The 19291-nt window shown below is 70.6% G+C and carries 19 protein-coding genes; 17 read left to right on the top strand and 2 right to left on the bottom strand.

Annotated features, from left to right (window positions below; translation table 11 throughout):
- Positions 1 to 59: 59 nt before the first annotated feature.
- The 17 genes from M8H82_RS26885 (at position 60) to M8H82_RS26805 (ending at position 17280) form a co-directional block, all read left to right on the top strand.
- The gene (locus M8H82_RS26885; RefSeq protein ID WP_250077627.1) at positions 60 to 1319 is read left to right on the top strand and encodes an MFS transporter; all 1260 of its coding nucleotides are present in this window, start codon (positions 60 to 62) and stop codon (positions 1317 to 1319) included.
- A gap of 9 nt (positions 1320 to 1328) precedes the next feature.
- Positions 1329 to 2690 (top strand): Pup--protein ligase, encoded by a 1362-nt coding sequence (pafA, locus tag M8H82_RS26880; protein ID WP_250077626.1) that lies wholly within the window; start codon positions 1329 to 1331, stop codon positions 2688 to 2690.
- Between the two features lie 128 nt (positions 2691 to 2818).
- Positions 2819 to 3820: an FKBP-type peptidyl-prolyl cis-trans isomerase gene (locus tag M8H82_RS26875; protein ID WP_250077625.1), complete on the top strand. Its 1002-nt coding sequence runs from the start codon at positions 2819 to 2821 to the stop codon at positions 3818 to 3820.
- A 61-nt stretch (positions 3821 to 3881) separates the two neighbouring features.
- Complete coding sequence (locus tag M8H82_RS26870) at positions 3882 to 4253, top strand: FKBP-type peptidyl-prolyl cis-trans isomerase (RefSeq protein WP_030835713.1); 372 nt, start codon at positions 3882 to 3884, stop codon at positions 4251 to 4253.
- 186 nt (positions 4254 to 4439) lie between these two features.
- Positions 4440 to 5393, top strand: a complete 954-nt coding sequence (locus M8H82_RS26865; RefSeq protein ID WP_250077624.1) for a YafY family protein — start codon at positions 4440 to 4442, stop codon at positions 5391 to 5393.
- A gap of 19 nt (positions 5394 to 5412) precedes the next feature.
- On the top strand, positions 5413 to 6420 hold the full coding sequence (locus tag M8H82_RS26860; RefSeq protein WP_250077623.1) for a WYL domain-containing protein: 1008 nt from the start codon (positions 5413 to 5415) through the stop codon (positions 6418 to 6420).
- Positions 6421 to 6486: 66 nt separating this feature from the next.
- The gene (locus M8H82_RS26855; protein ID WP_374211700.1) at positions 6487 to 6777 is read left to right on the top strand and encodes a hypothetical protein; all 291 of its coding nucleotides are present in this window, start codon (positions 6487 to 6489) and stop codon (positions 6775 to 6777) included.
- A gap of 10 nt (positions 6778 to 6787) precedes the next feature.
- Positions 6788 to 6982 carry a hypothetical protein gene (locus M8H82_RS26850; protein WP_250077622.1) on the top strand — a complete coding sequence of 65 codons (195 nt, stop codon included), beginning with the start codon at positions 6788 to 6790 and terminating at the stop codon, positions 6980 to 6982.
- A gap of 261 nt (positions 6983 to 7243) precedes the next feature.
- Positions 7244 to 7528: a Sec-independent protein translocase subunit TatA gene (gene tatA / locus M8H82_RS26845; RefSeq protein WP_250077621.1), complete on the top strand. Its 285-nt coding sequence runs from the start codon at positions 7244 to 7246 to the stop codon at positions 7526 to 7528.
- Between the two features lie 47 nt (positions 7529 to 7575).
- Positions 7576 to 8523 (top strand): twin-arginine translocase subunit TatC, encoded by a 948-nt coding sequence (gene tatC, locus M8H82_RS26840; protein WP_250077620.1) that lies wholly within the window; start codon positions 7576 to 7578, stop codon positions 8521 to 8523.
- A gap of 31 nt (positions 8524 to 8554) precedes the next feature.
- The gene (locus M8H82_RS26835) at positions 8555 to 9445 is read left to right on the top strand and encodes a diacylglycerol kinase (protein WP_250077619.1); all 891 of its coding nucleotides are present in this window, start codon (positions 8555 to 8557) and stop codon (positions 9443 to 9445) included.
- Positions 9446 to 9485: 40 nt separating this feature from the next.
- Positions 9486 to 12338, top strand: coding sequence for an RNA helicase (locus M8H82_RS26830; protein ID WP_250077618.1), 2853 nt, complete (start codon positions 9486 to 9488; stop codon positions 12336 to 12338).
- Between the two features lie 382 nt (positions 12339 to 12720).
- Positions 12721 to 14340, top strand: a complete 1620-nt coding sequence (locus M8H82_RS26825) for a sensor histidine kinase KdpD (RefSeq protein ID WP_250077617.1) — start codon at positions 12721 to 12723, stop codon at positions 14338 to 14340.
- Complete coding sequence (locus tag M8H82_RS26820) at positions 14337 to 14744, top strand: roadblock/LC7 domain-containing protein (protein ID WP_250077616.1); 408 nt, start codon at positions 14337 to 14339, stop codon at positions 14742 to 14744. Before M8H82_RS26825 ends, M8H82_RS26820 begins: the two co-directional genes overlap by 4 nt.
- Complete coding sequence (locus tag M8H82_RS26815; RefSeq protein WP_250077615.1) at positions 14741 to 15136, top strand: DUF742 domain-containing protein; 396 nt, start codon at positions 14741 to 14743, stop codon at positions 15134 to 15136. Before M8H82_RS26820 ends, M8H82_RS26815 begins: the two co-directional genes overlap by 4 nt.
- Positions 15117 to 15737 (top strand): ATP/GTP-binding protein, encoded by a 621-nt coding sequence (locus M8H82_RS26810; RefSeq protein ID WP_250077614.1) that lies wholly within the window; start codon positions 15117 to 15119, stop codon positions 15735 to 15737. Before M8H82_RS26815 ends, M8H82_RS26810 begins: the two co-directional genes overlap by 20 nt.
- 49 nt (positions 15738 to 15786) lie before the next feature.
- Positions 15787 to 17280, top strand: a complete 1494-nt coding sequence (locus tag M8H82_RS26805) for a cytochrome P450 (protein ID WP_250077613.1) — start codon at positions 15787 to 15789, stop codon at positions 17278 to 17280.
- Here the strand turns inward: M8H82_RS26805 and M8H82_RS26800 are convergent.
- Both M8H82_RS26800 and M8H82_RS26795 read right to left on the bottom strand, forming a co-directional pair.
- Positions 17274 to 18221 (bottom strand): pseudouridine synthase, encoded by a 948-nt coding sequence (locus tag M8H82_RS26800; RefSeq protein ID WP_250077612.1) that lies wholly within the window; start codon positions 18219 to 18221, stop codon positions 17274 to 17276. The genes M8H82_RS26805 and M8H82_RS26800 overlap by 7 nt on opposite strands.
- Positions 18222 to 18305: 84 nt before the next feature.
- Positions 18306 to 19148 carry a siderophore-interacting protein gene (locus M8H82_RS26795; RefSeq protein ID WP_250077611.1) on the bottom strand — a complete coding sequence of 281 codons (843 nt, stop codon included), beginning with the start codon at positions 19146 to 19148 and terminating at the stop codon, positions 18306 to 18308.
- Positions 19149 to 19291 lie beyond the last annotated feature (143 nt).

Genomic DNA, 19291 nt, shown 5'->3' with positions numbered 1-19291 from the left:
CGTATGACGAAGGACGTTATACGTAAAACCTCATGGGTCACGGCGAGGAGTGGGCGAACATGGCCGCGGGATACCTGGAGATCCTCAGGGCGAGGCACGCCACGCGGCTGCTCGTCGGCACGCTGGTGGGCCGGCTGCCGAACGCCACCGCCGCCATCGCGATCGTGCTGTTCGTGCGCGCCGAGGGCGGCAGCTACAGCCTCGCCGGGGCGCTGGCCGCGGTCTACGGCGTCGCCAACGCCGTGGGGCAGCCGCTGCTCGGCAGGCTGGTCGACCTGCACGGGCAGCCGCGGGTGCAGCTGCCGTCCGCGGTCGTGTCGGCGCTCGCGATGGCCGCATTCGCCTTCGCGGGCATCGGGCCGCTGCCGCTCGCCTACGCGGCGGTCGCCGCCGCCGGTCTGTTCACGCCGCCGCTGGAGGGCGGACTGCGGGCGCTGTGGCCCTCGGTCCTGCCCAAGGAGGGGCAGGTGCACACGGCGTACGCCATGGACGCCGTGGCGCAGGAAGTGATGTTCACCGTCGGACCGTTGCTGGTGACGCTGTGCACGGCGCTGTGGTCCGCGCAGGCGGCGCTGCTCGTGCTGAACGTGATCGGTGTCCTCGGCGCGCTCTCCGTGGTCGTCTCGCCGCCCTCGCGCGCGTGGCGTTCGGCGCCGCGCGAGGCGCACTGGCTGGGCGCGCTGCGCTCGCCCGGACTGCTGGCGCTGCTGGCCGCGTTCCTGTTCGTCGGCATCGCGCTGGGCTCCATCACGGTCGCTTCGGTGCCGTACGCGGACGATCACGGCGGTGACGCGGTGTACGGCTGGCTGATGGCGGCGCTGGGGCTGGGCGCGCTGATCGGCGGCACCGTGTACGGGGCCCGGCAGTGGGCGGGGGAACCCGCGCGGCGACTGGCGGTCCTGACGGCCCTTCTGGCGGTGTGCTACCTGCCGCTGTTGCTGATGCCGGACACGGTTCCCATGGTGCTGCTGACGCTGCTGTCGGGTGTGTTCCTCGCGCCCTGTATCGCTTGTGCGTTTGTGCTCGTCGACCGGCACGCTCCCCGCGGGACGGTCACCGAGGCCTTCTCCTGGCTCGTGACCACGTTCACCGTCGGCGCGTCGGTCGGAACAGGGCTCACCGGCCCGGTCGTCGAGGCCGGTGGGGCCCTGTGGGGCTTCGCCGTTCCGGGGGCCGCGGGAGGCGTGTCCCTGCTGGTCCTGCTGGCCACCGGGCGGGTCCTGGCAGCGTCCGGGCAGGGGGCGGTGATTGCGGCTTCATCGGAAAATGATCCAAACCGTGCCGTCGAACCCCGTTTCAGCACAGGGGATCGGGCGTAATGTTCAGTCATGGACCGCCGCATTTTCGGGCTGGAGAACGAGTACGGCGTCACGTGCACGTTCAGGGGACAGCGCCGCCTGTCGCCTGACGAGGTGGCGCGGTACCTCTTCCGCCGTGTCGTGTCATGGGGCCGCAGCAGCAATGTCTTCCTGCGGAACGGCGCCCGCCTCTATCTCGACGTGGGCTCACATCCGGAATACGCGACACCCGAATGTGACAACGTGACCGAGCTGGTCACCCACGACAAGGCCGGCGAACGCATTCTGGAAGGGCTACTGGTAGACGCGGAACGACGCCTGCACGAGGAAGGAATCGCGGGCGACGTCTACCTCTTCAAGAACAACACCGACTCGGCCGGCAACTCCTACGGGTGCCACGAGAACTATCTCGTCGCCCGGCACGGGGAGTTCTCCCGGCTCGCGGACATCCTCATTCCGTTCCTGGTCACGCGCCAGCTGCTGTGCGGGGCGGGCAAGGTGCTGCAGACCCCGCGCGGGGCCGTGTACTGCGTGAGCCAGCGCGCCGAGCACATCTGGGAGGGTGTCTCCTCGGCGACGACCCGCTCCCGGCCCATCATCAACACCCGCGACGAACCGCACGCCGACGCCGAGCGCTACCGCCGGCTGCACGTCATCGTGGGCGACTCGAACATGTCCGAGACGACCATGCTGCTCAAGGTCGGCGCCACCGACCTGGTGCTGCGCATGATCGAGGCGGGCACGGTGATGCGGGACCTGACCCTGGAGAACCCGATCCGGGCGATCCGCGAGGTCAGCCATGACATCACCGGCCGCCGCAAGGTGCGGCTGGCCAGCGGCCGGGAGGCCTCCGCGCTGGAGGTGCAGCGGGAGTACTACGAGAAGGCCGTGGACTTCTGCGAGCGCCGCGGGATCCGCACCGGCACCGTCGAGCAGGTGCTGGAGCTGTGGGGCCGCACGCTGGACTCGATCGAGTCCGAGGACCTCGACCGCATCGGCACCGAGATCGACTGGGTCATGAAGTACCAGCTCATCGAGCGCTACCGCGCCAAGAACAACATGACCATGTCGCATCCGCGGGTCGCGCAGATAGACCTCGCCTACCACGACATCCACCGCCGTCGTGGCCTGTACTACCTGCTGGAGAAGAAGGGTCAAGCAGCCCGGATCTGCAACGACTTGAAGATCTTCGAAGGCAAGTCCGTTCCGCCGCAGACCACTCGGGCCCGGTTGCGCGGCGACTTCATCCGCAGGGCCCAGGAACAGCGCCGGGACTTCACCGTCGACTGGGTCCACCTCAAGCTCAACGACCAGGCTCAGCGGACCGTGTTGTGCAAGGACCCGTTCCGTTCCGTGGACGACCGGGTGGAGAAACTGATCGCCGGTATGTGAGCGACGCGTTCCGGCCGCTGTGCCGGAACGCAACGCGGGCGCCGTACGTTTCCCGTACGGCGCCCTTCTCACGCCGTAGAGTTGCGCGCACGCCATCTACAAGATCGACCGATTACGAGGCCCCCACCGTGCGCCGACGCTCACTTCTCATTGCCGTACCCGCCGGACTCGCCACGCTCGCCGCATGCGGGGACGAGGATTCCGGATCGAGCGAGGCGAGCGACAGCCCGTCACCCTCGGCCTCCCAGCCGTCGGCCGCGCCGTCGCCGAAGATCGTGGACGGCCCGTTGCCGGCGATCACCGCGGGCACGAAGCTCGGCGAGAAGCCGACCATCGCCAAGGGCAGCGGCGACCCGTCGAAGGACCTCGCCGTCAAGACGGTGATCGCGGGCAACGGCGGCACCGTCGCGGAGAACGACTACGTCCAGGCCAACTACCTCGGCCAGGTCTGGGCCACGGCGAAGGTCTTCGACAACTCCTACGACCGCAAGACCCCGCTGGTCATCCAGCTCGCCCAGGGCAGCATCATCGACGGCTGGCGCTACGCCCTGGCCGGCAAGAAGGTCGGCAGCCGCGTGCAGATGGCCGTCCCCCCGACCTGGGGCTACGGCACGCAGGGCAACAGCCAGGCGGGCATCAAGGGCACCGACACGCTGGTCTTCGTGGTGGACGTGCAGGGCACCTTCAACGCCAAGAGCTCCGCCAAGGGCACCGAGGTCGCCCAGGACAGCGTGGACCTGCCCAAGGTCGGCACCAACACCGACGGCAAGGCGCCCTCCATCGAGGTCCCGGACACCGACGCGCCGACGAAGCTGGTGGCGAGCTACGTCCTGGAAGGCGACGGCGAGAAGGTCGGCGCCGAGGACAGCGTGCTGGTGCAGTACAAGGGCGTGCTGTGGGACGGCGGCAAGGAGTTCGACGCCACCTACACCAACAAGCAGCTCGCCTCCTTCTCGCTCCAGCAGGTCGTCAAGGGCTGGGCGCAGGGTCTGACCGGCAAGAAGGTCGGCAGCCGTGTCCTCGTCGTCATCCCGCCGGACCTCGGTTACGGCGACAACCCCCCGCAGGGCAGCGGCATCAAGAAGGACTCCACGCTGGTCTTCTCGGTCGACATCCTGGCGAAGATGTGACCCCTTGGGGGATGTAAGACTGTGACCGTTGTCTCTACACCACAAGCATGGAGCTGAACACGTGAGCATCGACAAGCCGGAGATCGACTTCCCGGGTGGCGAGCCGCCGGCGGACCTCGAGATCAAGGACATCTGGGAGGGCGACGGCGAGGTGGCCCAGGCCGGCCAGACCGTCACCGTGCACTACGTCGGTGTCGCCTTCAGCACGGGCGAGGAGTTCGACGCCAGCTGGAACCGCGGTACCCCGTTCCGCTTCCCGCTCGGTGGCGGCCGCGTCATCAAGGGCTGGGACCAGGGCGTGCAGGGCATGAAGGTCGGCGGCCGCCGCCAGCTGACCATCCCGGCGCACCTCGCCTACGGCAACCAGAGCCCGACCCCGGCGATCAAGCCGGGCGAGACCCTGATCTTCGTGGTCGACCTCCTCGGGGTCTGATCACCCGGGTCTGATCACCCGGGTCCGGTCACTCCGGTCCGATCACTTGGGTCTGATCGTCGTACGACCGGACCCGATCACCTGGGGCCCATGCCTGTCCGGGCATGGGCCCTCGGCTTTTGCCGCGCCACCTGGGAGCGGTACGGTCATCGGTCGTAAGCACCATAGGGAAGGCGAAGGGCATCGATGGCCATTGCCAAGGCCGAGCGGCTCATGAATCTGGCGCTGTGTCTGCTCGGGACGCGGCGGCCGCTGAGCAAGCGCGAGCTGCGCGAGTCCATCGAGGCCTACCTGGAAGCCGGCTCCGACGACTCCTTCAACCGCATGTTCGAGCGGGACAAGGACGATCTGCGTGAGCTTGGTCTGGTCATCGAGACCGTGGAGAGCCTGGACGGCGAGATCGGCTATCTGGCCCGCCGGGACAGCAACCGGCTGCCGCCCATCACCCTGGACGCCGAGGAGGCCGCCGCCCTCGGTCTCGCCGCCAAGGTGTGGCAGCAGGTCCGGCTCGCCGGAGCGGCCAGCGGCGCCCTGCAGAAGCTGCGCGCGGCGGGACTGCCCGAGGACGTCGATCCCTACGAGGCTCATGGCGCGCTGGAGCCGCGGATCCCCGTGCACGAGGCCGCCTTCGAGCCGCTGATGCTGGCCTGCCGCGACCGCCGCCCGGTCGCCTTCGAGTACCGCAAGGCCACCGCCGCGCGCCCCGAGCCCCGGCATGTCGAGCCCTGGGCGCTGGAGTGCTGGCGCGGCCACTGGTACCTGGCGGGCTGGGACCGGGACCGGGGCGCCGAGCGGGTGTTCCGGCTCTCCCGGATCACCGGCAAGGTGCGCTCGCGCGGCGGCAAGTTCACCGTGCCGGTGCCGGATGTCGTCACCGTGCGGGAGACCGTCGCCGGATGGGCGGGGGAGACCGCGGACCGTTCCGCGGTGATCCGGCTGCGGACCGGCGCCGGGTACCCCTTGCGGGCGAAAGCCAGCCGGGTCCGGGAACTCGGCGACGGCTGGGACGAGTTGGAGATTCCGTACGGGCACGGCCTGGACGCCTGGCTGGTGGAGTTCGGTCCCGATGTCGTCGTGCTGGAGCCCGCCGAACTGCGGGCCGACGTGATGGACCGGCTGCGTGCCGTGGCCAAGGGCTGAGGGGGAGCGGACGAGGACTGTGGCAGGCAAACCGGTCAGGCACGTGAACGCCATCGACCAGACGCGGCGGATGCTCTCCCTGGTGACCTATCTCAGGGAGCGGCCCGGCGCCCGGGTCGAGGATGTCGCGCGCGCCTTCGGCATCACCGAGGACGAGCTGGTCTCGGACCTCGACGTGCTGCCCATGTGCGGCACCAGCTTCCGCGGCGGCGATCTGCTGGACATCGACACCGACGGCGAGCGCATCTGGTGGCACAACCCCGACGATGTCGCCGAGCCCCTGCGGCTCGCCTCCGACGAGGCGACCGCGCTGCTGGTCGCCGCCCGCGCGGTGTCCACGCTGCCCGGTCTGCGCGAGGGCGACCGGCAGGCGCTGCTGCGGGCCACCGCCAAGGTGGAGACCGCGGCCGGAGAGGCCGCCGGGGCCAGCGCCCGTCTCTCGGTGACCTTCGAGTCCGAGGGCGGTGTCTTCGCCGACGTGGACCGGGCGATCTCCGAGCGCCGCAGGCTGTGGATCCGCTATTACTCCCCGGCCCGCGACGAGGTCACCGAGCGCGAGATCGACCCGGTCCGCCTGGTCAGCGTCGGGCACACCTATGTGGAGGCCTGGTGCCGCCGCTCCGAGGCGCGCCGCACCTTCCGGCTCGACCGGGTCGCCGAGATCAGGATCCTCGACGAGCCGTCCGCGCCGCCCGAGGTGGAGCTGCGGGACCTCTCCGAGGGGCTGGTGCAGCCCGCCGCCGAGGACCCGGAGGTCATCGTCGAGGTCGGCCCGGGCGGGCGCTGGGTGGCGGAGTACTACCCGCACGACAGTGCGGATGAGCTGCCGGACGGCGGGCTGCGTATCTGTCTGCGGACGCCCGACCCCGCGTCGCTGAAGCGTCTCGCGCTCCGGCTCGGCCGGGAGGGCCGTATCGTCGCGCCGCCCGAGCTGGCCGAGAGCGCCCGCCGGGCGGCCCAGGAGGCGCTGGCGGCGTACGACGGGGTCGAGGCGCAGAGCACGCAGGACAACGGCATCCGGGAGTGAGCCGGAGGGGCGCCCCGGCACCGGCCGGGGGCGTCCCGGAGGCGGACGACCAGTCATGAGGGGTGGATGGGCTTGAGTGATTCCGTGGTGCCCGGTGCGTCGGTGGCGTCCGCGTTCGCGGGGATGCGGGGTGTGAGCCCCGTGCGGTTCCGGGCCGGCTGTCCGGACTGCCGCGGGCGGTTCGAACTCGCCGCGAGCGCGCTGCGGCTGGCCATCGGTGCCACCAGCCGCACCACCTTCTACTCCTTCACCTGCCCGGAGTGCGGGGCGTCCGTGCGCAAGCCGGCCGGGGAGCGGATCGTCGAGCTGCTCACCGGCGGTGGGGTCCGTACCCTGCGGCTGCACTCGACCCTCTAGGCTCGGCGTCATGTTCTGGCCGATGTTCGCGATCGCTGTGGGTTTCCTGGGTCTTGCCGTTCTCGGTGTGCTCGCGGTGCGGGTCTTCCTGGAGGCGCAGCGCCTCGGCAGGCAGGTCTCGGACTCCGCACGGCGCATCAACAGGGCGGCGGAGGATCTGGAGCGGGCCGCGGTGAGCACGGCGCGGGCCGCGGACGCCCTGTGAGTCCGGCTCGGAACCGGCTGTGAGTCCTGCGCCGCATGCGTTTTGGGCCGCTTCGCCCTGTCAACTTGCCGCCTGCGGCAGGTACGCTGCTGGTCGCGGCTCGGAGAACGAGGCCCGGACCGCGGACCGGGAGTACGCACAGGGATTGCCTCACGTTCACCCCTGAGCGTTACGATCGCTGTCGGCACCATCGTTCGGACATGTGTCCGACCGGTCGGACAGCTCCCCACCCAAGCCGCCTCGGTGAGAAGGTAAAGACTTATGTTCGGAAGGCTCGGAGCTCCCGAGATCATTCTCATCCTCGTCGTCATCATCCTGCTGTTCGGCGCGAAGAAGCTTCCGGACATGGCTCGGTCGCTCGGCAAGTCCGCCCGCATCCTCAAGAGCGAGGCCAAGGCGATGAAGGACGAGGGCAAGACCCCCGCCCCGGCCGACCCGCCGAACAACGACGAGCAGCCCCCGGCTCAGCGCGTCATCCAGGCCTCGCCCGGCGACGTGACCAGCTCGCGCCCGGTCACCGAGCCGACGGACACGACCAAGCGCTGACGCAGGGCCGGTGACCTCCGGCCCGCTGCACGAGATGGGAACGTGGGTTGCTGAAGCCTGCCCGCAACAAGGAGAAGGATCCCGAGGGGCGGATGCCCCTCGCGGAACACCTTCGTGAGCTCCGCAACCGGCTCGCGAAGGCGCTGCTGGCCATCGTCGCCGTGACGATCGCCGCCGCCTTCTTCTACATGGACATCATCAGCTTCTTCACCAAGCCGATCCTCGAGTCGGTCGGCTGTGCGAAGAGCTTCGAGGAACTGGCCAGGACCAGCACCGAGGAGCAGTGCGCGCAGATCACCATCAACGGTCTGCTCACCCCCTTCACGCTGGCGCTGAAGGTGTCGCTGATGGCCGGCGTCGTGCTGGCCTCGCCGATCTGGCTCTACCAGCTCTGGGCCTTCGTCGCCCCGGGCCTGCACCGGCACGAGAAGAAGTACGCGTACGCCTTCGTCGCCACCGGCTTCCCGCTCTTCCTGATGGGCGCCTTCTTCGCCTACAAGGTGCTGCCCACCACCGCGAAGGTGCTGATCGAGTTCACCCCGTTCGGCGTCGAGAACCTGCTGCCGCTCGACGATCTGCTCGACCTCGTCACGCGCATGGTGGTCGTCTTCGGCCTCTCCTTCGAGCTGCCGCTGCTGCTGGTCATGCTCAACTTCAGCGGCGCGATCACCGGCAAGCGCATGCTCGGCTGGTGGCGCGGGATGATCATGGGCATCACCGTGTTCGCGGCCGTCGCGACCCCGAGCACCGACCCGCTGACCATGCTGGCGCTCGCCGGGCCCATCTGGATCCTGTACTTCGCGGCCGTCGCCGTCTCCCTGCTCAACGACCGTCGCAGGCGCCGCCGCGACGCGCTGGGCCCCGCCGACGACGAGGCCTCCGAGCTCGATCTCACGCCCGAGGCGGTCGGCGAGGTCGAGCCCGTCTCCGCCGGCCGGGCGCTGCCCGAGCAGGCGACCGCCGAGCGCATCAACGGTTATGACGACGTGACCTGAGGAGCGCGGGGCAGCTCATAGGGTCTGATCCGTGAGCAGCGAGATCACTCTCTTCGTCAATCCCACCGCGGGCCGCGGCCGGGGCGCCCGTGCGGCGCAGCCGGCCGCCGCCGCTTTTCAGGACGCGGGATTCACCGTACGGACGGTCATCGGGACGGACGCCGGGGACGCCCTGGCACGCGCGCGTGCGGCCGTCGAGGACGGCACCGGGGCGCTGGTCGCGGTCGGCGGTGACGGGATGGCCAACCTCGCGCTCCAGGCCGTCGCCGGCACGCGCACCCCGCTCGGCCTGGTCGCGGTCGGCACCGGCAACGACCTCGCCCGCGCGCTGGGCCTGCCGGTGCGGGACCCGGCCGCCGCGGGCCGGGTGATCGCCGAGGGGCTCAAGGGCGCGCGGCTGCGCGACATCGACCTCGGACGGGTCGGCGACCGCTGGTTCGGCACCGTCCTCGCCTCCGGCTTCGACTCCCGGGTCAACGACCGCGGCAACCGGATGCGCCGCCCGTCCGGCCGCCTGAAGTACGACCTCGCGATGCTCGCCGAGCTGGCCGCCTTCCGGCCCTTCCCGTACCGGGTCACCCTCGACGGCGGCGAGGTACGCGAGATCGAGGCCACGCTGGTGGCGGTCGGGAACGGTCCGTCGTACGGCGGCGGCATGCGGATCTGTCCCGGCGCCGACCTCACCGACGGGCTTTTCGACATCACCATCGTCGGGGACTGCTCCCGCGCCACCCTGCTGAGGGTCTTCCCGAGCGTCTACCGGGGCGGGCACGTCACCCATCCCAAGGTCACCGTGGTGCGGGCCGCGCAGGTCGAGATCGCCGCCCGTGACATCACCGGGTACGCGGACGGGGAGCCGCTCGGGCCGCTGCCGCTGATCGCGCGCTGCATACCGGGGGCGGTGCGGGTCGTAGGGCCGTGAGCTGCGCGGATCCGGGGTTCACGGAACCCGGATCCGGATAATGATCGTCCTGTTGTCAGTGGGGCCCGGTACGCTCGAAAGCACGATGACAGAGGACCTCTCACCGGCCGAGCGGTATGCGGCTGCCCGTCTGCGGGCCGCCGAGCAGGCCACCGCGCTCGCCTCCTTCCGCGAGATGTACGACTTCGGCCTCGACCCCTTCCAGATCGAGGCCTGCCAGGCGCTCGAAGCGGGGAAGGGCGTGCTGGTGGCCGCCCCCACCGGTTCCGGCAAGACGATCGTGGGCGAGTTCGCCGTCCACCTCGCCCTGCAGCAGGGCAAGAAGTGCTTCTACACGACGCCCATCAAGGCGCTGTCGAACCAGAAGTACGCCGACCTGTGCCGCCGTTACGGCGCGGACAAGGTCGGCCTGCTCACCGGCGACAACAGCGTCAACTCCGGCGCCCCCGTGGTCGTGATGACCACCGAGGTGCTGCGGAACATGCTGTACGCGGGCTCGCAAACCCTCATCGGCCTCGGGTACGTGGTCATGGACGAGGTGCACTACCTTTCCGACCGCTTCCGCGGTGCCGTATGGGAAGAGGTGATCATCCACCTGCCCGAGTCGGTGACCCTGGTGTCCCTCTCGGCCACCGTGTCCAACGCCGAGGAGTTCGGCGACTGGCTGGACACCGTCCGCGGTGACACCGAGGTGATCGTCTCCGAGCACCGGCCCGTGCCGCTGTTCCAGCATGTGCTGGCCGGCCGCCGGATGTACGACCTGTTCGAGGAGGGCGAGGGGCACAAGAAGGCCGTCAACCCCGATCTGGCGCGGCTGGCGCGCATGGAGGCGACCCGGCCGTCGTACCAGGACCGCAGACGCGGGCGCGCGATGCGCGAGGCCGACCGCGAGCGGGAGCGCAGGCAGCGCTCGCGGGTGTGGACACCGAGCCGGCCCGAGGTCATCGAACGCCTCGACGCCGAGGGGCTGCTGCCCGCCATCACCTTCATCTTCAGCCGCGCCGCCTGCGAGGCCGCCGTGCAGCAGTGTCTGTACGCCGGACTCCGGCTCAACGACGACGATGCGCGGGCGAGGGTGCGCGCCCTGGTCGAGGAGCGCACGGCGTCCATCCCGACCGAGGATCTGCACGTCCTCGGCTACTACGAATGGCTGGAGGGCCTGGAGCGCGGTATCGCCGCCCACCACGCGGGCATGCTGCCGACCTTCAAGGAGGTCGTGGAGGAGCTGTTCGTCCGCGGTCTGGTGAAGGCCGTCTTCGCCACCGAGACGCTGGCGCTCGGCATCAACATGCCCGCGCGCTCGGTGGTGCTGGAGAAGCTCGTCAAGTGGAACGGCGAGCAGCACGCCGACATCACCCCGGGTGAGTACACCCAGCTCACCGGGCGTGCGGGGCGGCGTGGCATCGACGTCGAGGGCCATGCGGTCGTGCTGTGGCAGCGGGGGATGAGCCCGGAGCACCTCGCGGGGCTCGCCGGCACGCGTACGTATCCGCTGCGCTCCAGCTTCAAGCCGTCGTACAACATGGCGGTCAACCTCGTCGAGCAGTTCGGGCGGCATCGCTCGCGCGAGCTGCTGGAGACGTCGTTCGCGCAGTTCCAGGCCGACAAGTCGGTCGTCGGGATCTCCCGGCAGGTGCAGCGCAACGAGGAGGGCCTGGAGGGCTACAAGGCCTCCATGACCTGCCACCTCGGCGACTTCGAGGAGTACGCGCGGCTGCGCCGCGAGCTGAAGGACCGGGAGACGGAGCTGGCCCGCCAGGGCGTGGCCCAGCGCCGCGCCGAGGCCGCGGTGGCGCTGGAGAAGCTCAAGCCGGGTGACGTCATCCATGTCCCGACCGGCAAGTACGCCGGGCTCGCGCTGGTGCTGGACCCGGGGCTGCCCGCCGGGCGGTCCAACGGCCACCGGGGCTTCGAGCACCACGACGGGCCGCGCCCGCTGGTGCTCACCGCCGAGCGGCAGGTCAAGCGGCTGGCGTCGATGGACTTCCCGGTGCCGGTGGAGGCGCTGGAGCGGATGCGGATCCCCAAGTCCTTCAACCCGCGCTCCCCGCAGTCCCGCCGGGACCTGGCGTCGGCGCTGCGCACCAAGGCCGGGCACATCCCGCCGGAGCGGGCCCGCAAGAAGCGCTCGGAGGCCGCCGACGACCGGGAGATCGCCCGGCTGCGCACCGCGCTGCGCGCGCACCCCTGTCACGGGTGCGACGACCGTGAGGACCACGCCCGCTGGGCCGAGCGCTACCACCGGCTGATGCGGGACACCTCGCAGCTGGAGCGGCGGATCGAGGGACGCACCAACACCATCGCGCGGACCTTCGACCGGATCGTCGCGCTCCTGACCGAGCTGGACTACCTGCGGGGCAACGAGGTCACCGAGCACGGCAAGCGGCTCGCGCGGCTGTACGGCGAGCTCGATCTGCTGGCCAGTGAGTGCCTGCGGGCGGGCGTCTGGGAAGGGCTCGCCCCCGCCGAACTCGCCGCGTGCGTCTCCGCCCTGGTGTACGAGGCCCGGGTCGGCGACGACGCGATGGCGCCGAAGGTGCCGTCCGGGAAGGCGAAGGCCGCGCTCGGCGAGATGGTCCGGATCTGGGGGCGCCTGGACGCCCTCGAGGAGGACTTCCGGATCAGTCAGACCGAGGGCGTCGGACAGCGGGAGCCGGATCTCGGGTTCGCCTGGGCCGCGTACGAGTGGGCCGGCGGCAAGGGCCTGGACGAGGTGCTGCGCGAGGCGGAGATGCCCGCGGGTGACTTCGTGCGCTGGTGCAAGCAGGTGATCGACGTGCTGGGCCAGATCGCGGCGGCGGCGCCGGGGGAGGGGTCGACCGTGGCGAAGGCCGCCCGCAAGGCGGTCGACCAGTTGCTGCGGGGAGTCGTGGCGTACTCCTCGGTGGGGTGACGGCACGGCCGCACAGGGCCGGACGAAGGGCGGGGCGGGACACGGGATGCCGTGTCCCGCCCCGCCCTTCGTGTGCCACGGGAGCGGCGTTCACCCGTCACGGTGAGTGTTTTCGCACCGGCGTACGCCGTGACGCGGAGTGTGCGATTGATTCCCCAGCGTGCAAATGGAGTTGAGAGTACTCCTGCCGCGGGGGTGATTTCAGGTGCTTGCTGAATATGACACGGCGATGATCCGGTCGGACTAAGCTCGCCCGCAGCGCACCGAGTTGAGGCGTATTCGTGCGCTTGTTCCCCAAACCTCCCGTAGATGCAGAACGTTCCATGACGTACCCCCCTGCAAGTTCCCCCGACTCCGAGCCGATTCCTTTCAGAGGGCCCACATGGTGAGTGTTCAACCCCCTCCCGCCTCCCAGCCGCGGCGGCGTGAACTGCCCTACGCGCGCGTGCTGTTGCCGCCGGCCATACTGATGGCCGCGGCGACCGGAGCCGCCGCCGCCCTGGTGACGGGGCCGGCCCGGGCGGCCGTCGGCTGGTGCGGCGCCGTCGCCACGGTCCTGGTGATCGCCACGGCGGCCGAAGTCGTGCGCCGCGGCCGCGCCCTGCGCAGCGTGCGCGAGGAGCACGCCCGTGACACCGCGTACCTGGAGCGGCGGGTGGCCGCCCACGAGTACCAGATGGACCGGCTCGCCCGGGAGATCGTGCCTGTCGCGATCGACTACATGCACCGCGGGAATTCCCCCGCAGAGGTGATTCAGCACCTGGGCGAGCTCGACCCGTCCTACCGTGAACTCACCCCGCCGGAACTGTCGTTGATCGAGCGGGTGCTCTACATCATCGACCACGAGGAACAGCTGCGGGACTCCACCCAGCGCTCCTTCGTCAACATCGCCCGCCGCGTCCAGGCGATCGTGCACCAGCAGAACAAGGAACTCCTCGAGATGGAGGAGGACCACGGCCGCAACCCCGAGGTCTTCGACGACCTGCTGCGCATCGACCACGGCACCGCGCTGATCGGCCGGCTCGCCGACTCCATCTCCGTCCTCGGCGGCGGCCGCCCGGGCCGTCAGTGGCCCGAACCCGTCGCGCTCTACAGCGTGCTGCGCGGCGCCATGTCGCGCATCCTGGAGTACCGGCGCATCTCGCTGGACAACATCGCCAAGGTCAACATCCGCGGCATCTCCGTCGAGCCGGTCATCCACGCCGCCGCCGAACTCCTCGACAACGCCACCCGCTACTCGCCGCCGCAGACCAAGGTGCACGTCACGGCCAGCGAGGTGCAGACCGGCGTCGCCATCGAGATCGAGGACGCCGGCGTCAGCCTCAGCGAGGAGGCCCGCGCCAAGGTCGAGGGCATGCTGGAAGCCGCCAAGGCCGGCATCGACCTCCAGGAGCTCGGCGACACCCCCCGCCTCGGCCTCGCCGTCGTCGGCCGGCTGTGCACCGCCTTCGACATGCAGGTGTCGCTGCGCACGTCGGCGTACGGCGGCGTCCGCGCCGTCCTCATCGTGCCGCGCGAGATGATCACCAGCGAGCCCGCGCCCGGCTACGCCCACGGCATCGGCGCCACCGCCGCCCCGCTGCCGGAACTCGGCGCGCTCGAAGGTCCCAAGCGCAAGCCCAAGAAGCGCCGCCCCACCAACCCGCGCATCCCCGCCGGGCTCTCCCTGGAGGACGACGTCCCGGTCGTCACCGAGTGGACACCGGGCGGCCTGCCGCAACGCCGCAGCCGGGTCAAGACCCCGCTCAGCGAGCGGATCGCCCAGCAGGCCAAGCTCGAACGCGAGGACCAGGAACGGATCGCCCGCGGCGAGAAGCCCGTGTGGGGCGACGCCATCAAGCCGCCCGCCCCCGAGCCGGCGCCGGAGGACGACACCCCGCCCGGACTGTGGGTGGAGGCCTTCTGGGAGGGCCTCAAGCGCGACCCCGATCCCAACGCATTCCGCCAGCCGACCAATGAACCGGCCCACGCCCCGGCCGATGACGAGGGGGACCTCAAGTGATCCAGCAACGAGCCAACTTCGACTGGATGCTCAAGGATCTGGCCGACGGCGTACCCGGCATCGAGATGATCGTCGTGCTCTCCGCCGACGGCCTGCGCATCGCCCGGCACGGCGGCGACACCGACGCCGCCGACCGGGTCGCCGCGGCCTGCGCGGGCCTGCAGAGCCTGGCGAGCGCCGTCGCGCACGAGATCCCGGACAGCGACGGCAAGATGAAGCTGGTCATCATCGAGATCAACCGCGGCTACTTCTATCTGATGGCCGCGGGCCCCAACGCCTATCTCGCGGTGCTCTCCGACACGTTCGCCGAACCCGGTCTGATGAGCAACCGCATGCGGGACCTGGTGGACCGGATCGGACCGCATCTGACCAGCCCGCCCCGGCACAATGGGCAGACCGTATGACTCCTCCGCAACGCCAGCGGCGGTCCCCGAAGGCACCGCCCGTCGCGCAGCCGGCCAAAGAGGGCGAGCGCAGGAATCCCGAGCGGATGTTCGTGGTCGGCGGCGACGGCGAGTTGCGCGCCGACCTCGACCTGGTCACCTTAATCACGGCGCGCGCCGATCCACCGCCCTCCGCGACGCCCGAGCAGACGGCGCTGCTCCGGCTCTGCACGGCCCCCCTGTCGGTGGCCGAGCTGTCCGCCTATCTCAACCTCCCGTTCAGCGTGGTGACCGTGGTGCTCACCGACATGCTGGCGGACGAACTGGTGCAGGCGCACAAGCCGCTGGTGCGGCAGTCGGTCGCCGACCGTTCCCTCCTCGAAGCGGTGATGCATGGACTTCAAAAGCTCTGACACCATCCCGGGACCACGCGCCGAGGACCGGCTGCCGCAGACGGCACAGGCCGCGGTGAAGATCGTGATCGTGGGCGGTTTCGGCGTCGGCAAGACGACCATGGTCGGTTCGGTCAGCGAGATCAGGCCGCTGACCACCGAGGAGACCATGACGCAGGCCGGGATCGGCGTCGACGACAACTTCGGTTCCGACACCAAGACCGCCACCACCGTCGCCATGGACTTCGGCCGCATCAGCATCACCGAGAAGCTGGTCCTCTACCTCTTCGGCACCCCCGGCCAGGAGCGCTTCTGGTTCCTGTGGAACGGCCTGTTCGAGGGCGCCCTGGGCGCGGTCGTGCTGATCGACACGCGCCGGCTGGAGGTCAGCTTCGACGTCATAGGGCGACTCGAGGAGCGCGGGGTGCCCTTCGTGGTCGCCGTCAACTCCTTCCCGGACGCGCCCCGTTACCCCGTCGAGGAGCTGCGCCAGGCGCTCGACCTGCCCCCGGAGATCCCCATCGTGGACTGCGACGCCCGCCGCCGCGCCTCCAGCCGGGACACCCTCATGACCCTGATGCGCTTCCTGCACTCGCTCGCCATGACGGGCGCGCTGACCTGACCGATGTACCCCGAACCCCCCGACACCGGATCCACTTCGGAGCGACCACGTGACGCCTGAATCCCACTCCCTCACCGGCACGGACGACCCGCGCTCCGGCCCGCCGCCCGGTTGCCCCGCCCATCGCCTCGGGCCCGGGGGACTGCGCCGGCTCTACGGTCCCGACGCGGAGGACCTGGACGAGCTGTACGAGGAACTGCGCGAGGAGCACGGGCCGGTGGCGCCGGTGCTGCTCCACGACGACGTGCCGATGTGGGTGGTGCTCGGCCACGCCGAGAACATGCACATGGTCCGCACCCCCTCGCAGTTCTGCCGGGACAGCCGCATCTGGACCCCGCTGCTGGAGGGGATGGTCAAGCCCGACCATCCCCTGATGCCGCACATCGCCTGGGAGCCGATCTGCTCCTACGCCGAGGGCGACGAGCACCTCAGGCTGCGCGGGGCGGTCACCGGCGCCATGTCCACCATCGACCACCGCGGCATCCGGCGGTACATCAACCGGTCCACCCAGCGCCTGGTCAACCAGTTCTGCGAGCAGGGCAGGGCGGATCTGGTCGGCCAGTTCGCCGAGCATCTGCCGATGGCGGTGATGTGCGAGATCCTCGGCATGCCCGAGGAGTACAACGACCGGATCGTGCAGGCCACCCGGGACATGCTGCGCGGCACCGAGACCGCCATCGCCAGCCACGGCTACGTCATGGGCGCGCTGCAGCGGCTCACCGAGCGCCGCCGGGTCGAGCCCGCCGACGACTTCGCCAGCCAGCTGATGAGCCACCCGGCCCGGCTGACCGACGACGAGGTCACCAAGCACCTCTGGGTCGTGCTGATGGCGGCCTACGAGGCCACGGCCAACCTGATCGCCAATGTGCTGCGCATGGTCCTCACCGACCCCGGCTTCCGTGCCCAGTTGAACGGCGGCCAGATGACGGTGCCCGAGGCGGTCGAGCAGTCCCTGTGGGACGAGCCGCCGTTCAGCACCGTCTTCGCCTATTACGCCAAGCACGACACGGAGTTGGGCGGCCAGCGCATCCGCAAGGGCGACGGCCTCCTCTTCGGCATCGCGCCGGGCAACGTCGACCCCCGGGTCCGGCCCGACCTCGCCGCCAACATGCAGGGCAACCGCTCCCACCTCGCCTTCGGCGGCGGTCCGCACGAATGTCCCGGCCAGGACATCGCCCGTGGCATCGCCGACGTCGGCGTCGACGCGCTGCTGATGCGCCTGCCGGACGTCCGGCTCGACTGCCCCGAGGAGGAGCTGTCCTGGCGTCAGTCGATCTCCTCCCGGCACCTGGTGGAGCTCCCGGTCCGCTTCGAGCCGAAGCCGCAGCAGGACGTGACGATGAAGCCGAGCCTGAACCAGATGCCGGCCCCGCGGCCGGCGTGGCAGATCAGCACGGCTCCGCGCCCGCAGCCGGGATCCGCGGGCCGGCCGGCGCCCGTGCCCCAGCCGGCGCCCGCTGTCCCGCCGCCGGTCCCCACGCCCGAACCGCCGCGCAGGCCGGGCGCATGGCGCCGCCTGGTCAGCTGGTGGAGGGGTTACTGACCGGCCCAGCCGGCGTACGACGTCCAGGCACCGAGCGCCCGTCCGCTGCGGAAGCGGTGCTCCGCCCCCGTGACCGGATCGGTGAACTCCAGTGCCCGCGCGAGCAGTTGCAGCGGTCGCCGGAAGTCACCGGCCGGGGCGGGGGCGGCCACCGCCGGATAGAGCGGATCGCCGAGGATGGGGACCCCGAGGGCGTTCATGTGGACCCGCAGCTGATGGGTCTGGCCGGTGGCGGGTAGCAGCCGGTACCGTCCGAGCCCGTCGCCCCGGTGCTCGATCAGCTCGACCCGGCTGACGGCGTTGATCTCGCCCGCCACCTCCCGGGCGGCGAGTTCCCCGCGCTCCTTGGTGATCCGGCTGCGCACGGTCGTGGGCAGGGCGAGAAAGGAGTCGTACGGGGCGACGGCCTCGTACTCCTTGTGGACCCGCCTGTCGCGGAACAGTGTCTGGTAGGCGCCCCGCTCCGTGGGGCGGACGGTGAACAGCACGAGTCCGGCGGTGAGCCGGTCGAGCCGGTGCGCGGCGCCGAGGGTCGGCAGCTCCAGCTCGCGTCGCAGCCGGGCCAGCGCGGTCTCCCTGATGTGGCTGCCGCGCGGGGTGGTGGCGAGGAAGTGCGGCTTGTCGACGACGACGATGTGTTCGTCGCGGTGGACGATCTCCAGCGGGAACGGCACGGGCACCTCGTCCGGCGGCTCGCGGTGGAACCACACGAACGCCCCCGGCACATAGGCGGCGTCGCCCTCGACGGGCCGCCCGTCGGCCCCGACGAACAGCCCGGCCTCGAACATGCGGTCGATGACCCCGTCCCCGGCGGCGAGCCGCTCCACCAGATGCTCCCGCACGGTGGCCCAGTCACCCCCGCCCGGCAACCGCACCCGCACCGGATCGACCCCGTCGCGCTGGGGCAACGGGGAGGGCGGGGGAGAGGTCCTGCGGCGCATGGGGACCAAGGGTAGGGGGACCAGGGGTGCGGCGGGGGTGCGTGGGCGGTCCCGCGGAGGCTCCGGTGACGTTCCCCGTCCGGCTCAGGCGGCCGGCTTGCCTTCCTGTTCCGCTTCGATGCGGGCGTTCCACTCCCGCTTCGACGCCTGCCAGCCGTCCTCGTTGTGGCCGAGGCGCCAGTAGCCGGAGATCGAAAGGTCCTCGCGGGGGACCTCGCGCTCGACGCGCAGCAGGCGGCGCAGCTCCTTCACGAAAGCGGCCTCGCCGTGCACGAAGGCGTGCACCCGGCCCTCCGGGAAGGGCAGCGCGCGGACGGCCTCGGTGACGGCCGCGCCGACCGGGCGGTCCCCGCGGTGCAGCCAGGTCACGGGCACATCGGAGTCGATCTTCTGCTCCTCCTCCGGTCCCGCGATCTCCACGAAGGCGTGCGCCGTGGCGCCGGCCGGCAGTGCTTCCATGGCGCAGGCGATGGCCGGCAGGGCGCTCTCGTCGCCGACGAAGAGATGCCAGTCGGCGGTGGCGTCCGGGGCGTACGCGCCGCCCGGTCCCATGAACCGCACGGTCTCGCCGGGCCGGGCGCGCAGTGCCCAGGGCCCCGCGAGGCCCTCGTCGCCGTGGATCACGAAGTCCAGCGTCAGCTCACGGTGCTCGGGGTCCCAGGCGCGCACGGTGTAGGTGCGCGTCACCGGCCACTGCTCGCGGGGGAACTCCGCCCGGATCCGCTCCAGGTCGAAGGGCTCCGGATAGGTCACCCCGTCGGGGCCGAAGAGGAGTTTCACATAGTGGTCCGTGCAGGTGTCGGCCGAGAAGTCCGCCAGGCCCTCCCCGCCGAGCACCACGCGCTGCATGTGCGGGGTCAGCCGTTCGGTACGGACGACCTGCGCGGAATGGGGCTTGCGCGGCTTGCGGGCAGGGCGTTCTGCCATGACGGCCTCCCTCGAATAAGCTTAGGGTTACCTAAGTTAGCACCTTCGTCCGCCGAATGGTTCCTGCGGCAAAGCGTGTGAAGGAGAATTTAAGGGACGAATTCCCAGCCCAGCGAACCTCATTCACTCGATGGGGAACGCCC

Origin of the sequence: Streptomyces sp. YS415, from assembly GCF_023544665.1 — a bacterium.
Classification (GTDB): Bacteria; Actinomycetota; Actinomycetes; order Streptomycetales; family Streptomycetaceae; genus Streptomyces.
Note: the sequence above shows the minus strand (reverse complement) of the source record. Positions and strands in the feature narration are given on the sequence as shown.